The following is a 26412-nucleotide window of genomic DNA, read 5'->3' on the forward strand; positions in this document are numbered from 1 at the left end:
GCAAGGGGGCGGCGGCTGGTCTTTCATCTTTGGTCGGGTTCGCCGCTCGGGGCGGGAGCCTGTTAGACTTAAGCAATCATTGACCCGTATTGGAGCCAGTATGATCCGCAGCATGACTGCTTTTGCCCGCAAAGACACCCGTGGTGACTGGGGTACTCTCACCTGTGAGATTCGTACCGTGAATCACCGCTATCTGGAGCCATCGTTCAGGCTGCCGGAGGCTTTCCGTGAGCTGGAAAACAGGTTTCGGGAGGAGTTGCGCTCGCAGGGGCTGAAGCGGGGCAAGGTTGATATCTCCATGCGCCTGCAGTCGACTGAGAATGAGGTTCAGAGCTTTGAAATCAGTGATGAGATGGCCAGGGCAGTGAACGAGGCGGCAAATCATATCAACCGCATGCTGGATAACCCGGCCCACATCAATGCTCTGGATATTTTGCGCTGGCCGGGCGTGCTGTCTCTGCCGGAAAAGGATTATAGCGCGGCGAAAGATGCGGCGGCGGACCTGTTTGCAGACACGGTGGCTGAGCTGATGAGTGTGCGCGAGCGGGAAGGGGAGCGCCTTAGACCGCTATTCGAGGATCGTCTGACCACCATGGCCAAGCTGGTGGCGGAGGTGCGTGAGAAAATGCCGAATCTGCTGGCGGCGCAGGAGCAGAATCTGAAAGACCGTTTCGAGAAGGCGAACGTGGAACTGGATCCGGAACGTGTTGCCCAGGAAATGGTGATGCTGGCCCAGAAAAGTGATGTGGCGGAGGAGCTGGATCGGCTGGATGCCCACGTCAGTGAGGTCACCGATACCTTGAAGAACGACGATGCCATCGGGCGGCGCCTGGATTTCCTGATGCAGGAGCTGAACCGTGAGGCCAACACCCTCAGCAGCAAGAGCATCGATGCCGCAGTAACCCGCATTGCGGTGGATCTGAAGGTGTTGATCGAGCAGATGCGGGAGCAGGTGCAGAATCTTGAGTAACGCAGAGCTCGGGGCAGGCTGGCCTGCCCCGTAGGATGCCCACCGGTTATTCCGCCGGTTTGATCGCCAGCAAATCCGTCCGCAAGTGAATAAGCACTTTCTCCGCGGTATTGCCAATGACCCGTGCGGTCAGGCCGGTTTTGCCAGTGGTACCAATCACCACCATGTCGGCCTTGATCTTGTTGGCCACGCTGGGAATTACCTTCTGGGCTGGGCCGGAGACGATGTGTATTTGCTCCGGCGTCAGGTGCCAGGTGTTGCGCAGGTGTTCAATCCTCGGTTTCAGGGCTTGTTCCCGTTTGCGGGCATGAGCGACGGGGTCGATGATGTCCAGGTCGGCCAGCACTACCGACGTATGCAGGGCATGGACCAGGTGCAGCTCGGTGCCCATGGCCTTGGCCAGGTGCCAGGCGCGGTCAATAATGTGGTTGTTCAGAGCTTTTTTCACTGGTTTGTCTGAACTGAGGTCGACGGCGGCAAGTACCGGGCGCGCCTTGTTCCACTTGTGGTCTGCGACCAGCATCACCGGGGCCGGGCATTCGCGGATCAGGTGCCAGTCGGTGGGCGTGTACAGAAAGGTTTCCGACCGGTTGCCGGTTTTCACCACCGCACTGATGTTCTCCCGTTGGCAGCGGGCAATAATCCACAGGTGAATCTGCTTTTCCCATACTGTCTGTGCGCTGACGGTCAGGTCGCCGTAGTCAGCCAGTGCCAGCATCTGCTCCAGCCATTTCTGCCGGTGCTCAATCAACGCTTCTTTGGCGGTGTTCTGGACTACCGGGTCTGCCGGCAGGGCGTCCAGATACTCATGCACAAACGCCACAACTTCCAGGCTGGCACCGGTGGCCCGGGCCAGATCCGCGCCCCGGGCCAGGGCTACCTGGTTTTTCTGTGTGGGGTCCATGATGATCAGCAGTTTTTCCATGTTCTTGATCCGTTCGTTCTCGGGGTATTTCACTCAATAGTATCAGCTGGAATCCGGTCGGGATGCGGAGATAAGTCAAACCCCGTATAATTTGCCGCTTTCTGGCCGCGTCAGTGGTCGTAAATCGCCGTTCAGGAGGCATGAAGCATGAGTCAGGCCGGTGGGCAGGGTACCCTGTTTGTGATTTCCGCGCCCTCGGGAGCGGGTAAAACCAGCCTTGTGTCGGAAATGCTCCGTCAGGATTCGAAATTGGGTGTGTCGGTGTCTCACACCACCCGCCCCATGCGCGAAGGGGAACATGACGGCGTGAACTACCACTTCGTCAGCCGTGACGAATTCGAGGCGATGATCGGTCAGGGTGATTTTCTGGAGCACGCCGATGTTTTCGGCAATTACTACGGCACATCTCAGGTGTGGGTGCGTGACACCCTGGCCAAAGGGCAGGATGTCATTTTGGAAATTGACTGGCAGGGTGCCGAGCAGGTTCGACGTTTGCTGCCGGAATGCGTCAGTATCTTCATCGTGCCGCCGTCAGCGGACGTGCTGCGCCAACGCCTTGTAGGGCGGGGTACCGATGCCGCGGACGTGGTGGAGCGCCGTCTGGCTGAAGCGGAAGAAGAGTGCCGCCACGCTGTGGAATTTGATTACCTGGTGGTAAACGACGACTTCCAGGATGCCCTGGTGGATCTGTTGGCAATTGTGCGCAGCCATCGGCTGAAGATGGCGGTTCAGCAAGTGCGGCACGGAAGCTTGCTTGCGGGATTGTCGTCACAGGGCTAGCGGTTGCCGGCACATCCTTTCGACGATCGTTTCCACTGTATACAAATTGAGCCGTGAGCAGTAAACTACGCGGTCTTGTATAAGCACTTGTTATTTTTTCGGGGAAGATAATGGCACGAGTTACCGTTGAAGATTGTCTGGAACACGTAGATAACCGATTCCAGCTGGTTATGCTGGCTACCAAGCGCGCGCGCCAGATCGCCACCAAGGGTGCTGAGCCGATGGTGCCGGAAGAGAACGACAAGCCAACGGTTATCGCTTTGCGCGAAATTGCCGAAGGCAAGGTTTCCCGTAGCTTGCTCACCGAAGACGACGACGAGTAAAGCGGCATGCGGCAGGTGTTCGTAGAATCACCTGTTTGCGGTTGAGAAACATTGAAATCTGTCTCTGCGGTTTTATAGTGTCACTATAGAAACCAGCCGGAACGACAAGGAAGAGCCCGGATGCATGCATTCGGGCTTTTTTTGTCCCTGGTAAACAGAATGTTGTGGAGGCGCGGTGTCGGTAGAGGCAACGGTAGAAGAGCTGGCCAAAGAGCTCAGTTCATATCTGGATACCAGTCGCATCAATCAGGTGCGAAGGGCCTACTATTACGCTGAGCAAGCCCATGAGGGGCAAATGCGCAAAAGTGGCGATCGCTACATCACTCATCCGCTGGCGGTAGCCCACATTCTTGCGGATCTGCGGTTGGACCACCAAAGCTTGATGGCCGCCATGCTGCACGACGTTATTGAAGACACCGGCATTGCCAAGGATGCCCTGTCAGAGCAGTTTGGTGAAGACGTCGCTGAACTGGTGGACGGCGTGTCGAAGCTCACCCAGATTGAGTTCCGTTCCAGGGCCGAAGCACAGGCCGAAAACTTTCAGAAAATGACCCTGGCTATGGCCAAGGACATTCGCGTTATCCTGGTGAAGCTGGCAGACCGCCTGCACAACATGCGTACTCTGGGCCCCATGCCCTATGAAAAGCGCCAGCGCATCGCCACTGAAACCCTTGATATCTATGCCCCCATCGCCAATCGGTTAGGCATGCACTCTATCTCCACAGAGCTGGAGGATCTGGGGTTCTCCTCGTTGTACCCGATGCGGTCGAAATACATCTCCAAGGCGGTCGAAAAACTGCGGGGCAGCCACCGGGAAATCATCGGTGACATTCGTGGGAAGCTCCAGGAAAAATTGGAGGAGCGCGGTCTGCCCGGGCGCATTCTGGGCCGTGAAAAGCATCTGAACTCCATTTACAACAAGATGAAGTTCAAACAGAAGTCCTTCCATGAAATCATGGACGTTTACGCGTTCCGTATCATCACCGACACCGAAGACGACTGTTACCGCATTCTTGGCGCCGTTCACAGCCTTTACAAGCCGCTGCCCGGGCGTTTCAAAGACTACATTGCCATGCCCAAGGCTAATGGCTATCAGTCTCTGCACACCACTTTGTTTGGTATGCATGTGAATATCGAAATCCAGATCCGCACGGAAGAAATGGAGCACATCGCCAACAACGGCATTGCGGCCCATTGGATGTACAAGCACGAGGAGCCGGGTGCCACTAACATCAATCAGTCCAGAGTAGACCGCTGGGTGAAAGGGCTGATGGAAATGCGGGAGCGGGCTGATGACTCCATGGAGTTTATCGAGAACGTAAAAGTTGATCTGTTCCCGGATGAAATCTATGTGTTCACACCCAAAGGGCGGATTATGGAGTTGCCCAGCGGTGCTACCCCGGTTGATTTCGCCTATGCTATCCACACGGATATTGGCAATGCCACGGTAGCCTGTCGCATTAACCGCAACCTGGCCTCGCTCAGTCAGCCGCTGCAAAGTGGCCAGACTGTGGAAGTGATCACTGCGCCCGGTGCCCGGCCTAATCCGGCCTGGCTCAGTTTTGTGACCACCGGTAAGGCTCGCAGCAGCATCCGGCACGTTCTGAAAACCCGTAAGCGGGCTGAGTCTCTGGAGTTAGGCCGCGCGCTGCTCAAGAAATCCCTCAAGGGCTTCGGCGCCAGGCTGGCGGACATCAGCGATGCACAGAAGCAGGCGGTGGTGAACCATAACCAGGTGAACAGTTTTGATGATCTGATCAGCGACATTGGCCTTGGCAATCGGATGGCTTACCTGGTTGCCCGCCAGCTGATTACCGGAAATGACGGCGCGGAAGCGCCGGTGAGCCTTGAGAGCCAGCGGGCAGACCAGCCAGGCCCGGTTACGATCCGAGGAACCGAAGGCCTGTTGCTGCGCTTTGCCTCTTGCTGCAAACCCATCCCCGGCGACCCGGTGGTGGGTGTTATGGATTCCGGTAATGGCATGGTCATTCATTCTGATACTTGCTCGCGGCTGCCCGAAGATGACGAAGGCAGGGCCCGGTTAACCCATCTCAAATGGGCCAAGGATATTACCGACGAGTTTTCAGTGGAGTTGCGAGTCGAGCTTGAACGCCAGCGCGGTGTTATTGCCGAAGTGGCCAACGCGGTAGCCGTGGCCGATGGCAACATCGAGCGGATCAACGTTGAGGATCAGAATGCGAAATTCGGCATCGTCAGTCTGGTTGTGCATGTCCATGGCCGGCGGCACCTGGCCCGTGTGATGCGGCGTGTGCGGAACATTCGTGCGGTAACCCACATAAGCCGTGTTCGCCACTGATTGCGACCTTCGCGTGGTTGACAGTGGCCACGGTGAAGGGTGACGATTGGCGTTTTGCACGAGAGGAAATTACAGGTCATGAGCAACAAATCTGTCATCCAGACCGAAAACGCCCCACAGGCGATCGGCACATACTCCCAGGCAGTGAAAGCCGGAGATACCGTGTATCTGTCTGGCCAGATTCCGCTGGACCCGGCAACCATGGAAGTGGTGGCGGGCGACTTCGCAGCCAAAACCCGTCAGGTGTTTGAAAACCTGAAGGCGGTTTGTGAGGCGGCCGGTGGTGAATTGAAGGATATTGTAAAGCTGAACATTTACATGACCGACCTGGCCAATTTCGCCACCGTCAACGAAGTGATGGCGACTTACTTTCAGGAACCCTATCCGGCTCGCGCCGCCGTCGGTGTGGCCGCGCTTCCGAAAGGGGTTCCGGTGGAAATGGAAGCCGTCATGGTGCTCAGCTAAGGCCCTTGATCATTTCCCGGTACCCTGCCCGATAGTCGGGGTACCGGAACTCGAACCCGCTCGCCCGTAAACGCTCATTATTGCACCGCTTGCTTCCTGCTCTGCCGCCCTTGCGTGCGCCCTCCACCGGAGCTTTGCACGGCACCTGTTGCCGAACCCACTCAACCACGTCATCCAGCCTCACCGGCTCGCAGTCACTGGCAATATACAGATTCTCCAGAGCCTTGCCGCTCAGTGCCTGCTCGCTCAGATACGCCACGGCTCTGGCGGCGTCCTGTTCATGAATCCGGTTGCTGAAAGGGGCCGGTGGTTGCGGGTTCATCCGGCCTTCGAGAACTTCTTCCAGAAAGCGTTGCCGCGTGGGCCCGTAGATGCCACTGAACCGCACAACGGTTGCGGGGTGCAGGCTGTTAATCGCCGTTTGTTCACCCAAAAGAATCTGTTTGCCGGTAAACCTGTCCGGGTTGGTCTGGCTGGTTTCGTCCACCCAGCTGTCGTCGTTCTGGGCGTATACGCTGGTGCTGCTGATAAAAAACAGGCGGGTAAGAGGTTTGTCCCCGATCGCGTCCAGCAAATTCTGTAATCCGGTCACATAGGCATCGTGGTAACCCTGCTCGTCATAACTGGATGGCGTCAGGCAGTAAATGACGATGTCGAGGTTTTCCGGGAGTTTGCCCTGCAGGGTTTCGGGCCGAGTGAGGTCAGCGCCGATCCCGGTTATACCTTCTGGAACCTTGTCTGGATTGCGGCGCAGCCCGAACACCTGCCCGGTGCCGGAAAGCTCCCTGGCAATGTCTCCGCCGAGTTTGCCGCAGCCGGCCACCAGAATTCGCGTCAATTGCTTGTGCTTCGTCATTGCCATAGACAATTTCAATCCTTATCCTTTGGCTGATAAAGTAAGTGCAACTTCGACCTGAACAATCCGACCGGAGCCCACCATGACCCTCACCGAGTTACGATACGTTGTTACGCTTGCCCGGGAAAGGCATTTTGGGCGCGCCGCGGAGCGTTGTCACGTCAGCCAGCCTACTCTGAGCGTGGCGGTGAAAAAACTGGAAGACGAGCTCGGTATTTCACTGTTCGAGCGCAGCAAAAGCAGCATTCGGGTTACCGAAGTGGGGCAGCGGATCATTGAACAATCCCAGCGGGTTCTCGATCAGGTTGGCGTTATCCGTGATATGGCTCAGGATGGCAAGAACCAGCTCAATTCGCCGCTGAAAGTGGGTGCCATTTATACCATCGGCCCCTACCTGTTCCCGCACCTGTTACCTGAGTTGCGCCGGGCGGCCCCGGAAATGCCGCTGTACATTGAGGAAAACTACACCGCGAATCTGCGCCAGAAGCTGCGGCACTCAGATCTCGACGCGATCATTATCGCGTTGCCGTTTGAAGAGCCGGAAGTGGTCACCCTGCCACTGTATGACGAGCCGTTTGTTGTGCTGTTGCCAGCGGACCACCCGTTGACCGAGAAGGACGAGGTGACGGCAGAAGAGCTGGCGAAAGAACAGTTGCTGTTGCTGGGCCCCGGCCATTGTTTCCGTGATCAGGTGCTTGAATCCTGCCCACCTCTGGTGGATGCCATTACCAAGCGTTCCGATAACGGCCGGCCGGCACTCGTGACTGAAGGTAGCTCCCTGGAAACCATCCGTCACATGGTGGCCTCTGGACTGGGCATTACGGTACTGCCACTCTCTGCGGCGACGGCGATCAAGTATCAGGAAGATATTCTGGCGGTTCGCCCATTTGCGGCTCCTGTGCCCTTCCGCACGGTGGCTCTGGCCTGGCGCGTAACCTTTCCGCGGCCCAAGGCGATCGATGTGTTGTCTCTGGCGGCCAGCCAGTGTCGTGTCATTGAGAAGGCGAAGAAAGACACGCCGGTGGCCCCGAGGAAAGCCTGAGGCCCCCCATGACGTCACTGGACGACATTTCCGTCACCCAGATCAAGGGCGTAGGAAGCGCCCTGGCAGAGAAGCTTGCCAAACTGGGCATCCAATCCATGCAGGACCTCCTGTTCCATCTGCCTTATCGATACGAAGACCGAACACGGATTGTGCCCATGGGCAGCCTGCGTATTGGTGATATCGCGGTGGTGGAAGGGGAGGTGATGAAAGCCGACCTGATTATGGGCCGTCGGCGCAGCCTTCAGGTAACCCTGAAGGACAGCAGCGGGTTTCTGGTGATGCGTTTCTTTCACTTTAATGCAGCACAAAAAAACCAGCTGAGTGACGGTGCGAGGGTTCGATGCTTCGGCGAGGTTCGTCCCGGCCGGGCCGGTTACGAGTTTTACCATCCGGAGTATCAGATCAACCCACCCCCCATGCCTCCGGCCTCCGAAGCCACGCTGACCCCGGTCTATCCGCTGACCGAGGGTATTCAGCAACCGAGGGTGCGAAGCCTGTGCCAGCAAGCCCTGCAGTATCTCGAACGCTATCCGATCCAAGATTGGCTGCCGCCTGAACTACTGGCGGATTATCAGCTGCCGGGCATTACCGATGCCGTAAAACTCGTGCACTCTCCCCCTGCGGGTGCGCCCGTTCATCAATTGGTGGAAGGGCGCCATCCCGCTCAGCAAAGGCTGGTCATGGAGGAGCTGCTCGCGCACCAGCTCAGCCTGCTGCAGGTGCGGGAACAGATTCAGGCCAGGGAAGCATTGCCGTTGCTGCCAACCGGAGATCTGACCGAGCGTTTTCTGGAAGAGTTGCCGTTCGGCCTTACGGGTGCCCAGAGGCAGGTTATGCGTGAGATCCGGCAGGATCTCAGCCAGCCAATACCGATGCTGCGCCTCGTACAGGGTGATGTTGGCTCAGGCAAAACGGTTGTGGCCGCTCTGGCTGCACTGCAAGCCTTGGGGGCCGGCGCTCAGGTTGCCTTGATGGCGCCCACTGAAATACTCGCCGAGCAGCATTACAACAACTTCCGGGGCTGGTTAGAGCCGTTGGGGATTCAGCTGGCGTGGTTATCTGGCAAGGTAAAAGGCAAGGCCCGTCAGCAGGCGCTGGAAGCGGTAGCAAATGGCGTGGCACAGGTGGCTATTGGCACGCACGCGCTGTTCCAGAATGACGTGCAGTTTCATCGGTTGGCACTGGTGATTGTGGACGAGCAGCACCGTTTTGGTGTCCATCAACGCCTGGCACTGAGGGAAAAAGGCGTGGGCGGAACGCTGGCGCCCCACCAACTGATCATGACCGCCACCCCCATTCCGCGCACCCTGGCCATGAGCGCCTACGCCGATTTGGACACGTCCATCATTGATGAGCTGCCCCCTGGCCGTAAGCCAATCGAAACCATCGTGTTACCGGACAGTCGCCGGGAAGATATCATCGAACGGGTGCGCGGTGCCTGTCGCGCCGGTCGTCAGGCTTATTGGGTCTGCACTCTGATTGAGGAATCTGAAGCCCTGCAATGTCAGGCGGCAGAAGTGACGGCTCAGGAATTAACGGAGCGCCTGTCAGGCCTTAAAGTGGGGTTGGTTCACGGCCGCCTGAAAGCTCAGGAAAAAGCGGATGTCATGGAATGCTTTAAAAATGGTGAGCTGGACCTCCTGGTGGCAACCACGGTGATTGAGGTGGGTGTCGACGTGCCCAATGCTTCCCTTATTATTATCGAGAACCCGGAGCGTCTGGGGCTTGCCCAGTTACACCAGCTCCGGGGGCGGGTCGGCCGGGGGGAGCAGGCCAGTTTTTGTGTGTTGATGTATCATCCCCCGCTGTCCAGCAATGGCAAGGCCCGGCTGCAGGCATTGCGAGACAGCCAGGATGGTTTTGTCATTGCTGAAAAAGATTTGGAAATCCGGGGGCCCGGCGAAGTGCTGGGTACACGGCAGACCGGCTTGATGCAATTCCGGCTGGCGGATTTTGAGCGAGACAAAGGCTGGATCGAGCCGGTTAAAGAGATGGCGCCGGCTTTGATGAAGCAGCCCCGGGTGGTTGACGCCCTGATTCGGCGCTGGCTGGGCGAGAAAATCCGTTACGGCGAAGTCTGAGCCCCGGGGAAATCGTGACTTTGGCCTCCTCTTGCCAATATTTGCCTGTTAATGGCCGTATATTCACTGCAGAATGCACTTACATAGAATTTAAATGCTCACACGGAGGCATCAATGGAACTCCCCGTTGTGGTTCAACAAGCTTTAGGTGAGAGCGCCTTGGGCGTCTCTCTGCGAAGCGTGAGCCAGGTTAAACCAGGCCATTTGTTAAGAATGGTGCTGCTGAATGATAGCCAGGGTAATTTGCAGGCCATCTGCCGCCGTGACGACCTGCTTGATCTGGAAGCGCTGAACAAAAGCCTCGGCCGTGATTTGCGTTTGATGCAGCGCCGTGAGCAAGTCCGCGTGCGCCAGCGTGCAGGCCTCCAGGAGCTGCCAGCATTGCCGTCACTGACCGGTTGGCCGACGGTGATTGATCGCCGGGTAGACCAGCTTGAATGTATCGCCCTTGAGCTGACTGAGCAGGGCCTTGCCATCATGATGCCGATCGACGATTTCCAGCAGCTGACCGCCAAGGCCGACCGGGATGATTTTGCGGTGGAAACCCACTCGATATCCGTCAACCTGGATAATCACAGCGCAGACCGGGACCAGCTCCACTCGGCCCTGAAAAAGTTTACTGGGCTGCGCATCCAGCAAAGGCTGGAAGATACCCTGGAGCTTCCGCCCTTGCCGGAGACGGCGCAGCGCATCATTCACTTGAGGGTAAATCCGAATGCCGTCATGGGTGACCTTGTCGATGTTGTAGAGAGTGATCCGAGCCTGGCCGCGCAGGTTGTCAGTTGGGCCTCCTCTTCCTTTTATGCCGCTGCCGGGCAGGTGAGTTCGGTACACGATGCCGTCTCAAGGGTTCTGGGCTTTGATCTGGTGATGAACCTGGCCATGGGCTTGGCGCTCGGCCGGGCACTGAAACACCCGAAAGACCACCCGGACGGCTATGTGGATTACTGGCAGCAGGCCATTTGGCAGGCGCAATCGGCAGGCATTCTGGCCAGCCTGATGCCCCGGGGTAAGCGGCCACTATTCGGTTTGGCCTACCTGGCTGGTTTACTGCACAACTTTGGCCACCTCGTGTTAGCTCAGGTGTTTCCGCCGCACTTCAAATTGGTGTGCCGGTCACTGGAAGTTAATCCGAACATCGATTCGAGTGTGATTGAGCATTACCTGCTGGGGATCACCCGGGAACAGATTGCGGCGCAACTCATGGAAAACTGGGGCATGCCGGATGAAGTCACCCTGGCCATCCGCTACCAGAAGAACCCGGCCTATGACGGCCCTCACAGTGACTATGCCCGGATACTGTGGCTAGGCCGTCAGCTGTTGACCAGCCGTGGTGTCGCGCTCGGTGCGGGAGAGCCTGTGGGTGATGAGGTGTTCGAAGAACTGGGGCTGGATCGTGAAGCGGTGGAAAGCCACTTTGATGAGTTGGTGCGCAGTAAAGACAGCATCATGGCGATGGCTGGCATGATGACGCCAGGCTGATGAAAAAAGCCGGCTCAAAAGGCCGGCAAGATCATCCGCATTTTACAGAGTCGTCCCAACTTATCAGGAGAAAACAACGCAGGAGCCGCGCCTTAAGCGCCAAGGCCACACTCCTGATTTAAATTTAGACAAAGCTTCGGAAAAGGAAAGGGACAATGACTGCCGGAAAAAAGGTGAACGGCGTCTCAATTTTGGTCCGGCGACAAACCCATTGAATTAACGTGAAAAAATAGTAAACAGGCTCTTTTCTCGTTACAAAGCGTTACAAAACTTCCGGGTTAATCAAAGCGAAAGTGGCGAATGGCGGTCGCGGCGCGGCGAATATCGTCGGCATGCGCTTTCTCTACCTCAAACCGTTCCATGTCCATTTTCTGGATCACCTCTGGCTCTGCGGTTTTTCTTGCCCGGTGTGTGGGCATATGGCTGAGCTTGTCATGAACCTCCCGAAACACCCGGTAGGGCTCCTGAGTAAGCAGGTCGGGCGCCACATAATCCAGCAGCCCCTTGATGCGAAGGCAGCCTTCTGAATACTCGACCTGCTTCTCCTCAATGGCCATCGCAATAATCCGGATGCTTTCAATCATTTCATCGCGGCGTTTGGCCTGAAACTCTTCCGCTTTCTTCTGGCGCAGGCGCTCTTCCGCGAGAACCCGCGATTGCCGCCAGATATAAAACAGCAGGATGCCGATAACCACCAGCCCGAAAATAATAAAGCTCAGTTGCAGTCCTCTCGGCATTATAAATATCCCTGTACTGGATGAATCAGGCCTGTTTGGCAAGGGCGTCAGTGTGCCAGACTTTCACCTCCACTGCCTGCCCGTTCAGCACGGAAGTGCCGGATACGGGATCTATATGGGTGTCATCCAGCAAATCGTTAATGCTGGCCCCGGCATGGGCCGCGGCCACCGATTGCCCTGTGCCGGGCCGGTTGTGGCCCCAGCCGTGAGGAATAGACACCACACCTGGCATGATGTCTTCGGAAACCTCGACGGGCAGCACGATGAACTTTTCGCCCTTGCAGATCTGTGCCTGCATGCCCGGTTCGAGTTTCCGCGCCCGCGCATCGTCCGGGTGAATAATCAGGGTGCAGCGGTCCTTGCCCTTTACCAGTCGGCGGCTGTTGTGCATCCAGGAATTGTTGCTGCGCACATGCCGTCGGCCGATGAGCGTCAGGCTGTCTCCTTTGGAAGAATTTTCCAGCAGAGCCTGCAGGCGTTCCATATCGGCCAGGTAACGGCGTGGTGCCAGATTGATCTTGCCATCCCGGGTATACAATCGGTCGGGCAGGGTGGGCTGCATTGGGCCCAGATCGATACCACTGGGGTTTTGCTTCAGTGCGGACAGTGACAGCCCTTTGGGCAGATTGTGCCAGTGCCGGTTGAGCGGGCTCAGGCGGGCGAGGGCTTTGAGTGGGTGGCGGTCAGGCAGTATGTCCAGCACCAGGTCTACGGCGGGCTGGATTATCGCGCCCATCCGGCCAGGGTCGGCACCGTAGGGGCCGGTACGCAGCATCATATCCAGCAGCGGGTCAGGCCCCAGTTTTTTGAAAGCCTTCCAGCCCAACTCTGTTCTCAAGGGTAATTTGCCGCCCTTACGCTGTCGCTCCAGTCGGTGCGTCAGTTCCAGCATGATCTGCCAGTCGTGGCGGGAATCCGGCGCCGGCTCGAACAGGGCTTCGCTGTATTTGGCCACATTGCGCACCGCCACCATGTTAAAGATCAGATCGTAATGGCTGCGCTCGAGGGCGGCGGTAGGCGGGAGAATAACATCGGCATGACGGGTGGTTTCGTTCAGGTAATAATCCACCGACACCATAAAATCCAGCCCGGCGAGAGCCTCATCCATTCTCTGGCCGTCGGGATTTGAGAGTACTGGATTGCCGGCGATGGAAACAAAGGCACGGATTTGCCCCTCGCCCGGGGTCAGCATTTCATCTGCCATGGTGCTGGCGGGATACTCGCCGCCAAACTCCGGCAGCTTGCGCACCCGGCTGTGACGTTTGCCAAAATGCCCAGCCTGCCCCGCCATGGCGCCCAAGGCCACCAGATCGACTGCTGGCTGGGTAAACATCATGCCACCGGGAACGTCCAACTTACCGGTGAGAATGTTCAGGCAATAGGCCAGCCAGGTAGTGGTGCCGCCGAAGGCCTGCGTGCTGGTGCCCATGCGGGTGTAAAGCGCAGCTTTGGGGGTGGTGGCCAGCTTTCGGGTCAGCTGGCGAACGGTCTCGGCACTGATGCCCGTACGCTCAGCAACCAGCTCCGGAGTGAAGCTCAGGGAGGCCAGTTGTAACAGGTCTGAATCTTTGACCAGTGGCGTGCTGGCGCCCAGGTTCACCAGGTTCTCTTCAAACAACGTATGGACCATGGCCATCAGCAGCAGAGCATCGGTGCCCGGGCGGATAAAATGGAACTCGTCCGCAATACGGGCGGTTTCCGTGCGGCGAGGGTCGATCACCACCAGCTTGCCACCGCGTTGATTCAGCTCCTTCAAACGTCCGCGGACATCCGGCACGGTCATAAGGCTGCCGTTGGACGCCATCGGGTTAGCGCCTATGCAGATAAACAGGTCGGTGTTGTCGATATCCGGTACCGGAAAGAGCACCTGGTGCCCGAACATCTCCAGGCTGGCCAGCATGTGTGGCAGCTGATCGTTTGATGTCGCCGAAAAACGGTTCTGGGTGCCAATCGCCCGGAGCAGCGTGGTGGTGGTCATCAGTGCGCCGTGATTGTGCACATTCGGGTTGCCCAGATAAACGCCGACACTGTTCTTGCCGTGGGCTTTGCGGACTTCATGGAGGCGCCGTGCAACCAGATCAAAGGCGTCGTTCCAGGACATTTCCTGCCAGCCAGTGGCGGTTTTGCGAATCGGCTTGCGCAACCTGTCCCTATCTTCATGCAGATCCTGCAGCGCCACCGCCTTCGGGCAGATATGGCCACGGCTCAGCGGGTCGTTGTCATCACCCTTGATGGTTGCAATCTTGCCACTCTGAACTTCAATGGCAACGCCACACATGGCTTCACAAAGGTGGCAGGTGCGGTAATGGGTGCCGTTTTCCATGGAAACTCCCGAATTGTTTTTGTGCTGATTTCGCAGGCTGCTGTGATCTTGGTTTCAAAGTGAAACCAGATTAGCAGGAAATGATGGCAAGGTGAAAAAGTGATTGCCGGATGAATCACGAAAATGCCCTAAAAAAGGCCAGCCCGAAGGGGCTGGCCAGAGGAGAGGGAAGCCTGAATTACTGCTGGGCGGGCAGGTCTTTTACCGGGTTGGAGACGAAATTGAGGTAGACGCCTTGTGGCGGAATTTTCAATGGAAGCTGTACAGCCTTGCTTGTGCCGCTGGCGAGTTCCTCGCAGGCTCCTAAGCCACCGCCTGTGAAGATACTCCCGAGGCAGCTCACGAAACCAAGGAGCCCTGATGTGGCATCGCTAGAGCCCGCGACATCTACAGTAATGAGTGGTGTATTGGTGTTTCTTTGCTCGATCTGCATCCGGCCATCGTCAAAGAATGTGATCGCACCATCGAGTTCTAAAGTGAATGGATAGCTGAATAGGTTATGAGCCAGTAACCCTTCGATCGGTAGGTGAAGATTTGGCGCATCAAGTAGAAGATCCGCGTTGACTTGGAAGCGTGGGGCACCGTTTTCACCGGTTATGATGAGGCCCTCAACTAAACCTAGAGGGTTGTCTCCTGACGGCTCCTGGTATCGCATTCTAAGAATCTGGGGACCAGTGTCGGACTCTGAGGGGCCGAGAAGGTTGTACCAGACTTTTGCTGGGGTGGTTACAAGCATCGTTGGGTATAGGAGAACCTTGATGTTGCCTGTTTCCTTCCCTGTTTCCGGGTCGATTTCCGGTCCGACAACTTCGGTATTCAGTCCATAGGTCTGGTATATGTATTTTTTATCCCAGCACTGTTCGCTTTCTTCATAGGAGCAGCCAACTCGTGCGTTCGCATCCGAACCACCATTATTTCCCAGTACAACAGCGTTTCCGTTCATCGCAAGTCGTGCTGCATTTGGGGGTGTTTCGTAATTCGCAAGGAGTTGCCCCGTTTCATCTTTTGCGTTTACGAAATTAAAGGTCTCGAACTCTTCAATATAGTAGTTGGAGTTGGCATCCCGGATTGGTAGATTCCTTAAAGGTGTGAAAACCGTGGATACGCTTTCATTGCCCCGGAAGAATATGGTCAGCGGCGCACCGCCATTGTCTTCTGGATCGAGCAAAAGATCGGTCTGAAATGCGCGGCCGTTAGCTCCACAGATTACTTCTTGGCAATTTCCATTTACCGCTGAAACAAGAGTGTAGCGGTACAAAGCACCTGGTTCCCATCGTTCATCCGGGTAGAAGCGGATACGTTGATGGTTCTTCTCCAGGCGCCCAGCCACAGAGGTTTCAACGTTGCCATTGGTGTCCACTTTCTCAACAAGGAAGGTATCATTTAGCCGAATTGAGTCCATGTCCATGGACTGTGAAAAAACGACGACAATGGGTCGGTCTGCCGGGAGTGTTGTGAGGGGCAGAACCTCACGGCTTTGTGCGTTACCTGAGTTGTCGTTCGGCAGATTTTCACCGGCGGCGTCCTTACAGTAGCCGTGTGAATTATTCGCCAGATCGTATCCTTCTGTTACACAGGGGTACCCCGGGTAGGTCGTCAGGGCAAACGGTGACTGCTGGGTAATTGTCCCGCTATCGTCATCAGTCTCAGGTAAAGAAAACGTCAGTGGTGAAAGGGATGCAGCGTTACCCGCAATGTCGGTAATGCCGCTTATTTGCAGTTGATACTCTACTCCATGCTGTAAGCCATCGCTTGGTTGAAGAGCCAATGTAGTCCCGTCCAGTTGCGCGCGCACTGATCCAACTTCCTGATTATCGCCAAACAGTACGACTGAGCCTTCGATCGACGCTGGATCCAGCGGCTCATCGAAAAACAGAATCACCGGGTCTCCCGGCCGTTGCATGGACTGGCGGGTGGCCGGAATCGCGTCTTCTGCCCCGGGCATCCAGCTCACCAGTTGAGGTGGCGTATTGTCCATCTCGCGCAGCATTTCGGCATCGAGAACGGAGTCGACGTCCGTCGCGGCCTGCAGGTGAAAGGCGATGGTTGAATCGGTGTATTCCTGGCCAAGCAGGTTGGGCTCGACCATGCCGATGGCGTCGATCGTCAACACGCCGTTCTGCACCATGGCGATGCCCCTTAGCTCAACGCCCATCAGATCCTGGGACAGGGCGGCGTTGGGTTGTGCTTCGACCGTGTTCATGGAAACGTCCATAAACAGGGTAATGTGGCGCGGTGCGTTGATATCGTCCGTGTATTGGTTTGGACTCATGTAGCCGGAGGCATCTGAAAGCATGGTGACTTTGATATCACCTGTGGTCTGAAGCAGCCCGGTTGCGGCATCGAGTACCGGCACTTTGCCGCCAACCAGCACATCGAGGCTGGTGCTCGTTAACACGCTGCCTTTCGGAATGCGCAAGGGCAATGCCTCGTCAGCCCCAAAAGCCGGGGCGTAGGCCAGTTCGGCAAACAAATCACCGGTTTGTTGCGACGGGCCCGCAACACCTTGGAGAACTGAGTTCAGAGTAACAGCGTTGATGGCTTGGTCGTTCAGCACCGAGCTGACCGCCCCGCCGTTTGAGTCGACAGCTGACTGCTGCAGGACAACCGTCGGGCCGGTATCCCGGGGCGTAAAGGTGAATTCCTGGTTGAAGCGCTCACCATCTGGGCCGTTGGTCAGGCTGGCCAGATTGCTGAGCTTCAGGGTGTAAGCTTCGCCGGCATTCAGAATGTCGGCTTTGCTGCCGCACTGCTGGGGGTCTTCCGTTATGCAGGGGTCAACGGTAATGCGATTGCCTTTCACCAGAACCGTGGCAGGAACGGTTGCTCCGTTTCCATCCAGCAGCTCGATAGATCCCTCAAGGTCTTTCCACCGGGGGTGAACCGGGTGGGTCATGGCTAACCGGAATGTGGAAAAATTCATAGCCTGGAACTGGCTGCCCGTAGCCGGCACCTGCCAGGCGACCTGGAACCGGTCGGCCGTGGTTGCCAGGTCAGCAATGCCAGAAAACTCAGCACGTGTGTTGAACTGAATGCCTGCTTCGCCGCTCGCGTTGGGGGTGCCAATAGCACGCCCGCCTTCGGCAGCGAGAGGCTCATTGAAGGTTACAGCGTAGCTGGCTTTGCTTGCCAGTTTCTGGTCGTCCGCGATTTCCAGCTTCAGGCTTTTGCCACCGTCTATTTTTTTGACAGTGAACGTGGGCGAGCCGGTTTCGGTCGCAAGCTGAATCTTCCCTGCCAGTGTTTCTTCATCATCCACAATGGCGTGGGAGAAGCGCAGAACGATGTCGGCTTTCGGGCTGACATCCGCCTGCCCGTCCATGGGGTAGGAGTACACGACGGAGCCGGGAGTGACTTTTTCTTTGACGACCTGTTCATCGCCCCCGCAGGCTGCAAGCAGAATGGCGGGGATCAGTGCCAGTGTTTTATTGTATTTCATGGCCTGCTTCTCCTCAGAACTTCAGGGTGATGGAGCCGCTGATTACGTGGATTTCGCCATCGGCAGTGACGTTGGTTTCCGTGCCGTCATAGTCGACCAATGTGAAATCTCGCTCTTGCAGTTGCTGATACTGGTAACCCAGGTCCAGCCGCACCGGGTGGGCGAGCAGGCGGGTGCGATCATAGGTTGCGCTGATGCCGAGGCCCACCACAATCTTGTCAGTATCCAGGTAGTTGAGTTCCGGATTGCGGGTGGTCTTCAGTGGTGATTCTTCGAGCGCCAGTCCGCCCCGTACCGCGAAATTTTTGTTGAGCTGGTACTCCGCACCCAGCCGGGGAACCAGAATGTCGTCGAAGCCGATACGGTTGGCGGGGGACACTGAGCCCTGGTCTTTGATGCTGTCATTACCGAACTCTTTTTCCAGTTCAGACCAGTTCTGCTGCTCAACGCTGCCGCCGATACGCCAGCCGTCGCCGGAGTACTGTGCACCAATGGCCAGGGTTTCCGGCTGGAATGAATCGATGGTGGACACCGCCAGGCTCAGACCCGGGTCCGGGATGGTTTGGGTCACGATGATGTTCGAATCGACGGAGGTAGAGGCAGCAGACTTGGTCCGATAGGTAACTGCGGCTTCCCACCCGGTCATGAAGCACTCGCTGTCCGGGCAAAATGTGCTGCCGAAATCAATATTCGTACCCAGGATTGTTTTCAGGGAGGGTTCGGCGTTCACCGAGAGCCGCTCTCGGCTGGTTTCACCACCTAGGGTGGAAACCGCGTCGAGCTGTGCTGCGGCGTCGAGTGTGACGCGTACGGAAGCGCCTCCGGAGATACCTCGCCACAGCTGGGTGGCGCCACCTACGTTAAGGAACAGGGGTTCCTTCCCGTATTGCAGGTACTGGCCGGTTTCGGTGGTCTCGGAGCTGAACGCCAGCATTTCCTTACCGTATTTCTCAACGCCGGCAATGAACCCCAGGTAAAGCGGGTGCTTGAACCGGGTAAGAGAGCCAAGATTGGTTTTCATACCAATCAGAACGTGTTGGCTGGGTGAGCTGGACAGCACATCGCCACTGGCATTCGGGTTGGCCGAGCGGAGTTCCTGCTCTGCGTGCAGAATGCCGGTGGTCAGTTCACCACGGCTATCTTTGGTCAGGGCCGCAGGATTGTAGTAGGTGGCGGAAACCTGATCATTAAACATGGACAGCGATTGGGCCGTGGCAACATCTACAGGCATAACTCCATAGCTGGTACCGAGGTTTCCCATGCTGGCGCTGGCGGTCATGGAGAGGGTGGCGGAAACTGCTGCAACTGCAAGGGACACCGCCCGTACAGAAAATCGGGTGGGAAGAACCATTGATACACTCCGTTCGCTCTTTGTTGTTGTGCTCAGCCCCGCAGTTTGGGAACGGGGACTGGTACGCTTGTTCAGGTTTAAGTGTATTGGGCTTGTTACATCAGGACGTTGGCATTTTTGACACAGAGTCGTGTCTGCAGTACCACGTATGCCTGAGTATTGAGTAAAAATGACGGAATCTCATGGGCTTAATGGGCCCGGCGTGTATTTTTTTGTTGCGAATTGTTTCGGGGGATGGGATCTAGTGCATAAAAAAGCTCCCCGCAGGGAGCTTTCAGGATGTAAAAAATTCTGACAAGTCAGGGTTAGGCTTTACGGTTGCGCCTGGCAACAAACAGACCTGCAAGACCTAAACCAAACAAAGCCAGAGTGCCAGGCTCAGGCACGGTGACCGTGCGAATGAAGCCTGCTGCAAACGAGTAGTCGTTGACCGGCTTGCCTTGAGGGTTCAACCAGTAGTTGTTGAAGTTGCCATCAATGCCAAGAACGACGCCTTCGAACAGGTAGCTGACGAAACTGTCATTGGACTGCTTGATGCCCAGAACCCAGTCGACGGTTGTACCTACCCAGCTCTGGGGAACGGTGAGTGTGTAAGAAAACAGGTAGCCGTTACTACCGCTGCCAGCGGTCAGCGTGAAGCCGGCCAGATCGCCCGCCTCGGTACCCGAACCGTCTTCATATTTCCCGATGTAGTCAAAGCTGCCACCTGCGCCCCAAACAGAATCGACGTGGTTGATCAGGTCACCGGTGGACGCCACTCCGCCGGACACGTAGTCGCAGTTATCGGCGGTTGCGCCGTTGGCTGTGGCATCATCGGTGTCGTAGATGCCGCAGGATATGGGTGCAGCCGCGGCCTGTGAGGCCCATGTGGAAAATGCGGCAAGTAATAAAAGCGTTGATATGGATTTCATGAGGCTCGCCCTCCCTGGGTTAGTGCTCTACAGGAGAACTAAGCAGGAACTGCGCCAAATCAGTATGTGGCTGATTTCAAGGCTCTTTGAAAATGCCTTGTTGCAGGAGTGTAAGAAATGTCGACATAAACAGGAAGGGAGGACGCGAGACAGCTGGACAATGCGAAGAGGTGCGTTGCGAGGGGGGGTTAAGATACTAATGGTGGGCCCACCTGGACTCGAACCAGGGACCAAAGGATTATGAGTCCTCTGCTCTAACCAACTGAGCTATAGGCCCGGAAAACAAAGCGGGCGCCATTATACCCATGAGGGTTGGCGCCCGCTACTGTGTTTTCTGGTTTATCCGTTGCCCTGATCGTCAATAAAGCCGCGCAGGTGATCGGAGCGGGAAGGGTGGCGCAGTTTGCGCAGAGCCTTGGCTTCGATCTGACGGATACGCTCCCGGGTGACATCGAACTGCTTGCCGACTTCTTCCAGGGTGTGGTCGGTGTTCATTTCGATACCGAAGCGCATGCGCAGTACCTTGGATTCACGAGCGGTCAGGCCGGCCAGCACGGAGCGGGTCGCTTCGCGCAGGCCTTCGGCCGTGGCGGAATCCACCGGCGACAGGGCTTGGATGTCTTCGATGAAATCGCCCAGATGGCTGTCTTCATCGTCACCGATAGGGGTTTCCATGGAGATCGGCTCTTTGGCGATCTTCAGCACCTTGCGGATCTTGTCTTCCGGCATTTCCATGCGCTCGCCAAGCTCTTCCGGGGTCGGCTCGCGGCCCATTTCCTGCAGCATCTGTCGGGAAATACGGTTGAGCTTGTTGATCGTTTCGATCATGTGTACCGGAATCCGGATGGTCCGGGCCTGGTCCGCAATGGAGCGGGTGATGGCCTGACGAATCCACCAGGTGGCGTAGGTAGAGAACTTGTAGCCGCGACGGTATTCAAACTTGTCGACCGCTTTCATCAGGCCGATGTTGCCTTCCTGAATCAGGTCCAGGAACTGCAAGCCGCGGTTGGTGTACTTCTTGGCGATGGAAATAACCAGTCGCAGGTTGGCCTCGACCATCTCTTTTTTGGCGCGGCGGGCTTTGGCTTCCCCGATCGATACGCGACGGTTGATCTCTTTGATATCAACCACGTCCAGATCCACTTCGGCCTGTACGTTGTGAATGCGCTTTTGCAGGCGGACGATCTCGTCCAGGCGCTCATTGATCGCAGGGCCGTAGGGCTTTTTGCTCTTGGCAATCTTCGGTGCCCAGTCCAGGTTTACTTCGTTGCCTGGAAACTCCTTGATGAAATCCTTGCGGGGCATTTTGCAGTCGCGGATGCAGATCTGCATGATGGCCCTTTCATTTTCGCGAACCAGATCGTTGGTGGAACGAACGACGTTGACCAGCTCATCAAAGGCTTTGTTGCCGAGCTTGAACGGAGCAAATACCTGGCCCAGCTCGTTCAGGGCTTCCTGGGTTTTCTTGTGGCCACGACCGTGTTTGGCCAGGGCGTTGTTGGCAGCGTCCAGCTTTTCTTTTAACAGCTCGAAGCGCAGGCGGGTCTCTTCCGGATCCGGTCCACTCTCTTTTTCTTCTTCGTCGGTATCGTCATCATTGTCGTCGACGCTGTTGTCGCTATCATCGGAGGACGTATCTTCGCTGGTGTCTTCGCCCATGAACGGCTCGGCGTCGTCCGGGTCGAGGAAGCCGGTCACGATGTCGCTGATCCGGCCTTCGTTTTCGATGATACGGTCGTAAGCCTGAATCACGGTGCCCGCGGTGCCCGGGAAATGGGCGACAGCGGCCATAACGTCACGGATGCCTTCTTCGATCCGCTTGGCAATGACGATCTCGCCTTCGCGAGTCAGTAGCTCAACGGTACCCATTTCGCGCATGTACATGCGAACCGGGTCGGTGGTGCGCCCGGCGTCGGATTCGACAGCAGCGAGGGCAGCAGCTGCTTCGGCAGCCGCAGCTTCGTCGGCGGTGGAGTCACCTTCGGTCATCAGCAGGGTATCAGCATCCGGTGTTTCTTCGCACACCTGGATACCCATGTCGTTGATCATCCGGATAATATCTTCAACCTGATCCGGATCTGCGATATCTTCCGGCAGGTGATCGTTTACCTCGGCGTAAGTCAGGTAACCTTGTTCCTTGCCTCGCGCGATGAGGTCTTTCAAACGTGATTTCTGCGAACTGCCTGACATAGACACCCTGTGAACTCGCTTTTAAAGAGGAAAAAAGTTAAACAGCCATTATAGCTGTCGCTTATCTGGTCTGCCACCGAATGGTTAGATGGTGATCAGTGGCCTAAGTTTCAAGTGCTCAGTCCTCAGCGTGCGGATTTAACGTACCGGCGCTGAGGGTTCGTAGCTCGTCCCGTTCTTCCGGGGTGAGCTTTGCCAGGTTCCGGAGCAGAGTTGCCAGTCTTTGCTGGCGCGCGGCCTCTTCGTTCGGGCTTAATAGCTCTCTGGCCGCAGCCAGTGTGCTTTCCCGTGCCGGTATGTGCTCCAGTCCGTCAAACAGGTTGTAGAACCTGTCGCGGGCCTGTTTGTCTGTTGCCAGCCCCGTCACCAATGCTTTGCGGGTCTGGATGTTTTGCTCCAGCAGCCAGCCGGACAAGCGCCCGGCTTGCGCCAGTTGCCGTGTGCTATCGGCCAGTGCTTTCACTTCTGTGGCCAACTCCGGTAACTCCAGCAAAGCGAGACATAGCGTGCTGTCTTTGCTCAGTTTTACGTCAATCCGCTCTTCTGTTGGGCGGTTTTGGCGTTCGCCACGCCAGCCTTTAGCTTTGTAGTTCGGGCTGTTCTGTTGTCGGCTCTGCCATTGGTTTCGGCCACCGCACAAACGCAGCATCTCTTGCCACATGGCATCCCGTAGCGTGCTGCGGGGCATTTTGTTCAGCAGCGGCTCGGCTCTGGCTCGGAGTTCGCCGCGGTGCTCCGGTAGCTGCAGGTCCAGGCCTTCACTCTGGCGGTCGAACAGGAAGCGCGAGAGTGGTGCTGCGCCTTCAATTCTTGTTCGGAAGGCGTCGGCGCCTTCTTTGCGGACCAATGTATCCGGGTCCTCGCCCTGGGGCATGATCAGAAACTGCAAATGCAGGCCGTCTGCCATGAGCTCAAGTGCGTTTTCCATGGCCCGATCGGCGGCGCGTAAACCAGCCTGGTCGCCGTCAAAGCAAAACACAATGTGCCGAACCTGCTTGAGCAGCGCGGTCAGGCTGTCCTGATTGGTCGCTGTACCCAGGGTAGCGACGGCGAAATCAATGCCGTGCTGGGCCAGGGCAATCACGTCCATGTAGCCTTCTACCACCAGCAGTTTGTCGAGCTGGCGGACGGCGAGCCGGGCTTCGTGCAGGCCATAAATCTCGCGGCTTTTATGGAATACGTCCGATTCCGGCGAGTTGATGTACTTGGCCTTGTCGTCACCCAGGGTGCGACCACCGAATGCAATGGTTTTGCCCCGGGTATTCCGTATCGGGAACATGACCCGGTTGCGGAACAGATCTCTGGGCCTGCCGTATTTGTCGGAAACCGTTTTGGTTTCCAGTAGCGGCCCTTTCAGGTCTTTGGGGGCTGCATCGTACAGGGCTGTACCGGTGCCTGGTGCAAAACCAATCTGGTAACGCTGAATGATGGCGTCGTCCAGGCCGCGCTGCTTCAGATAATCCCGTGCGTAGGCGCCTTGTTGACTGGCCAGTGCTGAGTGGTAAAACTTGCTGGCAAACTCCAGCGCATCAGTCAGCGTTCGGGCCTGTTGCATTTCCTGTTTGGCGGCCATGTCGTAGGGCACTTCCATGCCGGCGCGCCTGGCCAGTTCTTCTACTGCTTCGGTGAAGCCCAGCCCCTCAAATTCACGAATAAAGCTGATGGCGTCGCCATGAGCGCCGCAGCCGAAGCAGTGATAGAAGCCTTTGTCTGGCCGAACGTTGAACGAGGGTGTTTTCTCGTCGTGGAACGGACAGCAGGCCTTGTAATTGCCGCCGGCTTTTTTGAGAGTAATGCGGGATCCGATCAATTCCCCCAGATCAATACGATCCAGCAGGTCTTCAACAAATCGTTGAGGGATCAGTCCGCTCATGGTGGCTCCACTTCATCCGGGGTGCCGGATACAAACGTTATTCACCATAGCCAAAAATGCCGCCGAAGCCAGGCCTCGGCGGCATTTTCAGTTTGCCGGATAAGGCGAAACGCCGTTCCGGCAATCAGTCTTGCTGTCGATGCGGTCTGAACTCAGTACAGACGCTCGAACTTGCGCTGTTCCCGCTGAAGCTTCTTGAGATGACGCTTTACGGCAGCAGCTGCTTTGCGCTTACGTACGGAAGTTGGCTTCTCGTAGTGTTCGCGACGACGTACTTCAGACAGTACACCGGCTTTTTCGCAGGAACGCTTGAAGCGACGCAGTGCTACGTCAAACGGTTCGTTCTCTTTCAGTTTAACAGCTGGCATTCGACAATCACCTACCTGATAGATTCGGTTTCAAATTGTTCCGCCGGAATGAATCCTTGCGGCTCGATCCCTGGTCAGATTGGCTATAACTCGACCAGTGCATAATTTAGGGCGGCAATGATAACGGCTGAGCGGGTTAAGGTCAATCATTGTTCAACGAAACTGCCGGAGGCTTTCGGGTTTCTGCTAAAATGGCGCCGGTTCATTTTACACCCTCTGTTTAAGCGGCCTGACTATGCTGATTCTTGGTATTGAAACCTCCTGCGATGAAACCGGTGTCGCCTTGTTCGACGAGCGCCAGGGGTTGCTGGCTCACGCTCTGTTCAGCCAGATTGAGATGCATGCGGATTACGGTGGCGTGGTGCCTGAACTGGCGTCGCGCGATCACGTGCGCAAGCTGTTGCCGCTGTGTGATCAGGTGTTGGCAGATGCCGGCAAAGTGCGTGCAGACATCGAAGGCATTGCCTATACAGCAGGCCCCGGGCTGATCGGGGCCTTGATGGTGGGTGGCTCTGTGGCTCATGCCCTCGGGTTCGCGCTGGGGATTCCCGTGCTGGGGGTTCACCACATGGAAGGGCACTTGCTGGCGCCCATGCTGGAAGAGAATCCACCGGCTTTTCCGTTCGTTGCTTTGCTGGTGTCCGGTGGCCATACCCAGTTGGTGCGGGTGGATGGCATTGGCGAATATGAAATGCTGGGCGAGTCCGTGGATGACGCTGCCGGTGAAGCCTTCGATAAGACCGCCAAGATGCTGGGTCTGGATTATCCGGGGGGGCCGAGGGTGGCCGCGCTGGCGGAAAAAGGCCGGGAGGGGATTTATCGGTTCCCCCGCCCAATGACCGACCGTCCGGGGTTGGATTTCAGCTTCAGCGGCCTGAAAACCTATACCCTGAACACCGTGAATGACGCCAAAGACAGCGGTACCTTCAACGATCAGGTCAGGGCAGATATTGCCCTGGCTTTTGAGACGGCGGTGGTGGATACCCTGACAATCAAGTGTCGCCGTGCACTCGAACAGACCGGCTGTAAGCGCCTGGTCATTGCCGGTGGTGTCAGCGCCAACAAGCGCTTGCGGGCAGGGTTGGAGAATATGGCCGCCAAGCTTAGTGGCTCGGTTTTCTACGCCCGCCCGGAATTCTGCACCGATAATGGTGCGATGATTGCCTACGCAGGCGCGCAGCGGTTAAAAATGGGGCAGAAGGATGGGGAGCGCATTGTGTCGGTACCTCGCTGGCCGATGAACACCTTGCCGGCGGTGAGTGAGCCTCGTGCCAACGGTCTGGTTGACTGACGTTATCAGAGACCGGTTTCGCGGCCCTGCGCCAGGCGGATCAGATTGTTTCGGTGGCGTACGACAATCAATAACGTCAGCAGACCAAACAGGGGTAAGGTGTTCGGTTCGAGAATGGCACTGATGATGGGGCCGCAACCGATAGCGACCAGCGATGCCAGCGCAGAAATTCTCCAGCGCCACATAATGACCGCCCACACGCAGGCCATGATCAGTGTGGTCAGCGGCGCCAGTGCCAGCCCGGCGCCCAGAGCAGTTGCTACCCCTTTCCCGCCCTTGAATCGAAAAAATACAGGAATCATGTGGCCGGTGACGGCGCACAGGGCAACCATCGCCTGAACCAGGATGGACATGCCCGCCAGGTGAGCGAGCCATACCGGCAACCAGCCCTTGAAGGCATCCAGTACCAAAGTGGTCAGTGCCGGCTTCCAGCCCCCGGCCCGATACACGTTGGTGGCGCCGGGGTTGCCCGACCCTAAAGCTCGGGGGTCTGGCAGGTGCCAGGCCCGGCACACTGGAATCGCAAACAACACTGACCCGGCAAGATACGCCCCAAAGCACAGCAGCACTGTCAGAATCGGATGGTTGGTCAGGTCCATAGTGGTTCACAGCAGCGAAGACGCCGTTGGGCGTTCTGTGAGAAAATGCCCGCCCCGAAATCAGGCGAACAGGCAATCTGCCACAG

Annotated in this window: 20 protein-coding genes and 1 tRNA gene; 9 read left to right on the forward strand and 12 right to left on the reverse strand. The window is 56.9% G+C overall.

The genetic code is table 11. The annotated features are described in order from the left end of the window. The first annotated feature begins 100 nt into the window (after positions 1-100). Positions 101-970, forward strand: coding sequence for a YicC/YloC family endoribonuclease (locus tag QPL95_RS07300; protein WP_303290326.1), 870 nt, complete (start codon positions 101-103; stop codon positions 968-970). A gap of 46 nt (positions 971-1016) precedes the next feature. Here the strand turns inward: QPL95_RS07300 and QPL95_RS07305 are convergent, their stop codons facing one another. Continuing rightward, on the reverse strand, positions 1017-1895 hold the full coding sequence (locus QPL95_RS07305) for a universal stress protein (RefSeq protein WP_303290327.1): 879 nt from the start codon (positions 1893-1895) through the stop codon (positions 1017-1019). 147 nt (positions 1896-2042) lie between these two features. Here QPL95_RS07305 and gmk point away from each other — a divergent pair, with 147 nt between their 5' ends. The 4 genes from gmk (at position 2043) to QPL95_RS07325 (ending at position 5780) form a co-directional block, all read left to right on the forward strand. After that, a complete protein-coding gene (gene gmk / locus QPL95_RS07310; RefSeq protein ID WP_303290328.1) occupies positions 2043-2675 on the forward strand; it encodes a guanylate kinase in 633 nt (210 codons plus the stop codon). Positions 2676-2785: 110 nt separating this feature from the next. Further along, positions 2786-2998, forward strand: coding sequence for a DNA-directed RNA polymerase subunit omega (gene rpoZ / locus QPL95_RS07315; RefSeq protein WP_303290329.1), 213 nt, complete (start codon positions 2786-2788; stop codon positions 2996-2998). A 175-nt stretch (positions 2999-3173) separates the two neighbouring features. After that, positions 3174-5315 (forward strand): bifunctional (p)ppGpp synthetase/guanosine-3',5'-bis(diphosphate) 3'-pyrophosphohydrolase, encoded by a 2142-nt coding sequence (locus QPL95_RS07320; protein WP_303290330.1) that lies wholly within the window; start codon positions 3174-3176, stop codon positions 5313-5315. Positions 5316-5393: 78 nt separating this feature from the next. After that, positions 5394-5780 (forward strand): RidA family protein, encoded by a 387-nt coding sequence (locus QPL95_RS07325; protein WP_303290331.1) that lies wholly within the window; start codon positions 5394-5396, stop codon positions 5778-5780. Here QPL95_RS07325 and QPL95_RS07330 read toward each other — a convergent pair. After that, positions 5773-6642 (reverse strand): NAD-dependent epimerase/dehydratase family protein, encoded by an 870-nt coding sequence (locus QPL95_RS07330; protein WP_303290332.1) that lies wholly within the window; start codon positions 6640-6642, stop codon positions 5773-5775. The genes QPL95_RS07325 and QPL95_RS07330 overlap by 8 nt on opposite strands. Before the next feature lie 76 nt (positions 6643-6718). Here QPL95_RS07330 and QPL95_RS07335 point away from each other — a divergent pair, with 76 nt between their 5' ends. The 3 genes from QPL95_RS07335 to QPL95_RS07345 all read left to right on the forward strand — a co-directional run bounded on the left by QPL95_RS07335 (position 6719) and on the right by QPL95_RS07345 (position 11244). Beyond that, positions 6719-7678, forward strand: a complete 960-nt coding sequence (locus tag QPL95_RS07335) for a hydrogen peroxide-inducible genes activator (RefSeq protein ID WP_303290333.1) — start codon at positions 6719-6721, stop codon at positions 7676-7678. 8 nt (positions 7679-7686) lie between these two features. Continuing rightward, positions 7687-9762 (forward strand): ATP-dependent DNA helicase RecG, encoded by a 2076-nt coding sequence (recG, locus tag QPL95_RS07340; RefSeq protein WP_303290334.1) that lies wholly within the window; start codon positions 7687-7689, stop codon positions 9760-9762. Positions 9763-9876: 114 nt separating this feature from the next. Continuing rightward, positions 9877-11244: an HDOD domain-containing protein gene (locus QPL95_RS07345; protein ID WP_303290335.1), complete on the forward strand. Its 1368-nt coding sequence runs from the start codon at positions 9877-9879 to the stop codon at positions 11242-11244. A gap of 278 nt (positions 11245-11522) precedes the next feature. On the opposite strand, the gene QPL95_RS07350 is transcribed toward QPL95_RS07345, so the two are convergent. The 9 genes from QPL95_RS07350 to rpsU all read right to left on the reverse strand — a co-directional run bounded on the left by QPL95_RS07350 (position 11523) and on the right by rpsU (position 24436). Continuing rightward, complete coding sequence (locus QPL95_RS07350) at positions 11523-11981, reverse strand: DUF2489 domain-containing protein (protein ID WP_303290336.1); 459 nt, start codon at positions 11979-11981, stop codon at positions 11523-11525. Between the two features lie 25 nt (positions 11982-12006). Continuing rightward, complete coding sequence (locus QPL95_RS07355) at positions 12007-14304, reverse strand: molybdopterin-dependent oxidoreductase (protein ID WP_303290337.1); 2298 nt, start codon at positions 14302-14304, stop codon at positions 12007-12009. A gap of 178 nt (positions 14305-14482) precedes the next feature. Next, positions 14483-17743: an Ig-like domain-containing protein gene (locus tag QPL95_RS07360; RefSeq protein WP_303290338.1), complete on the reverse strand. Its 3261-nt coding sequence runs from the start codon at positions 17741-17743 to the stop codon at positions 14483-14485. 13 nt (positions 17744-17756) lie between these two features. Beyond that, positions 17757-19094 carry an alkane uptake protein AupA gene (aupA, locus tag QPL95_RS07365; RefSeq protein ID WP_303290339.1) on the reverse strand — a complete coding sequence of 446 codons (1338 nt, stop codon included), beginning with the start codon at positions 19092-19094 and terminating at the stop codon, positions 17757-17759. A gap of 305 nt (positions 19095-19399) precedes the next feature. Next, positions 19400-20005, reverse strand: a complete 606-nt coding sequence (locus QPL95_RS07370) for a PEP-CTERM sorting domain-containing protein (protein ID WP_303290340.1) — start codon at positions 20003-20005, stop codon at positions 19400-19402. A 200-nt stretch (positions 20006-20205) separates the two neighbouring features. Further along, positions 20206-20282 (reverse strand) — tRNA-Ile (locus tag QPL95_RS07375). A gap of 62 nt (positions 20283-20344) precedes the next feature. Further along, positions 20345-22195 (reverse strand): RNA polymerase sigma factor RpoD, encoded by a 1851-nt coding sequence (gene rpoD / locus QPL95_RS07380; protein WP_303290341.1) that lies wholly within the window; start codon positions 22193-22195, stop codon positions 20345-20347. A gap of 118 nt (positions 22196-22313) precedes the next feature. Then, the gene (dnaG, locus tag QPL95_RS07385; RefSeq protein ID WP_303290342.1) at positions 22314-24068 is read right to left on the reverse strand and encodes a DNA primase; all 1755 of its coding nucleotides are present in this window, start codon (positions 24066-24068) and stop codon (positions 22314-22316) included. 152 nt (positions 24069-24220) lie between these two features. Next, positions 24221-24436, reverse strand: a complete 216-nt coding sequence (gene rpsU / locus QPL95_RS07390; RefSeq protein ID WP_007350211.1) for a 30S ribosomal protein S21 — start codon at positions 24434-24436, stop codon at positions 24221-24223. 235 nt (positions 24437-24671) lie between these two features. Between rpsU and tsaD the strand changes: the two genes are divergently transcribed. Beyond that, entirely contained in the window at positions 24672-25727 is a 1056-nt protein-coding gene (gene tsaD / locus QPL95_RS07395) for a tRNA (adenosine(37)-N6)-threonylcarbamoyltransferase complex transferase subunit TsaD (protein WP_303290343.1), read from the forward strand. Positions 25728-25732: 5 nt separating this feature from the next. On the opposite strand, the gene plsY is transcribed toward tsaD, so the two are convergent. Continuing rightward, a complete protein-coding gene (plsY, locus tag QPL95_RS07400) occupies positions 25733-26326 on the reverse strand; it encodes a glycerol-3-phosphate 1-O-acyltransferase PlsY (RefSeq protein WP_303290344.1) in 594 nt (197 codons plus the stop codon). Positions 26327-26412 lie beyond the last annotated feature (86 nt).

This window comes from Marinobacter sp. SS5-14b (genome assembly GCF_030541005.1).
GTDB lineage: Bacteria > Pseudomonadota > Gammaproteobacteria > Pseudomonadales > Oleiphilaceae > Marinobacter.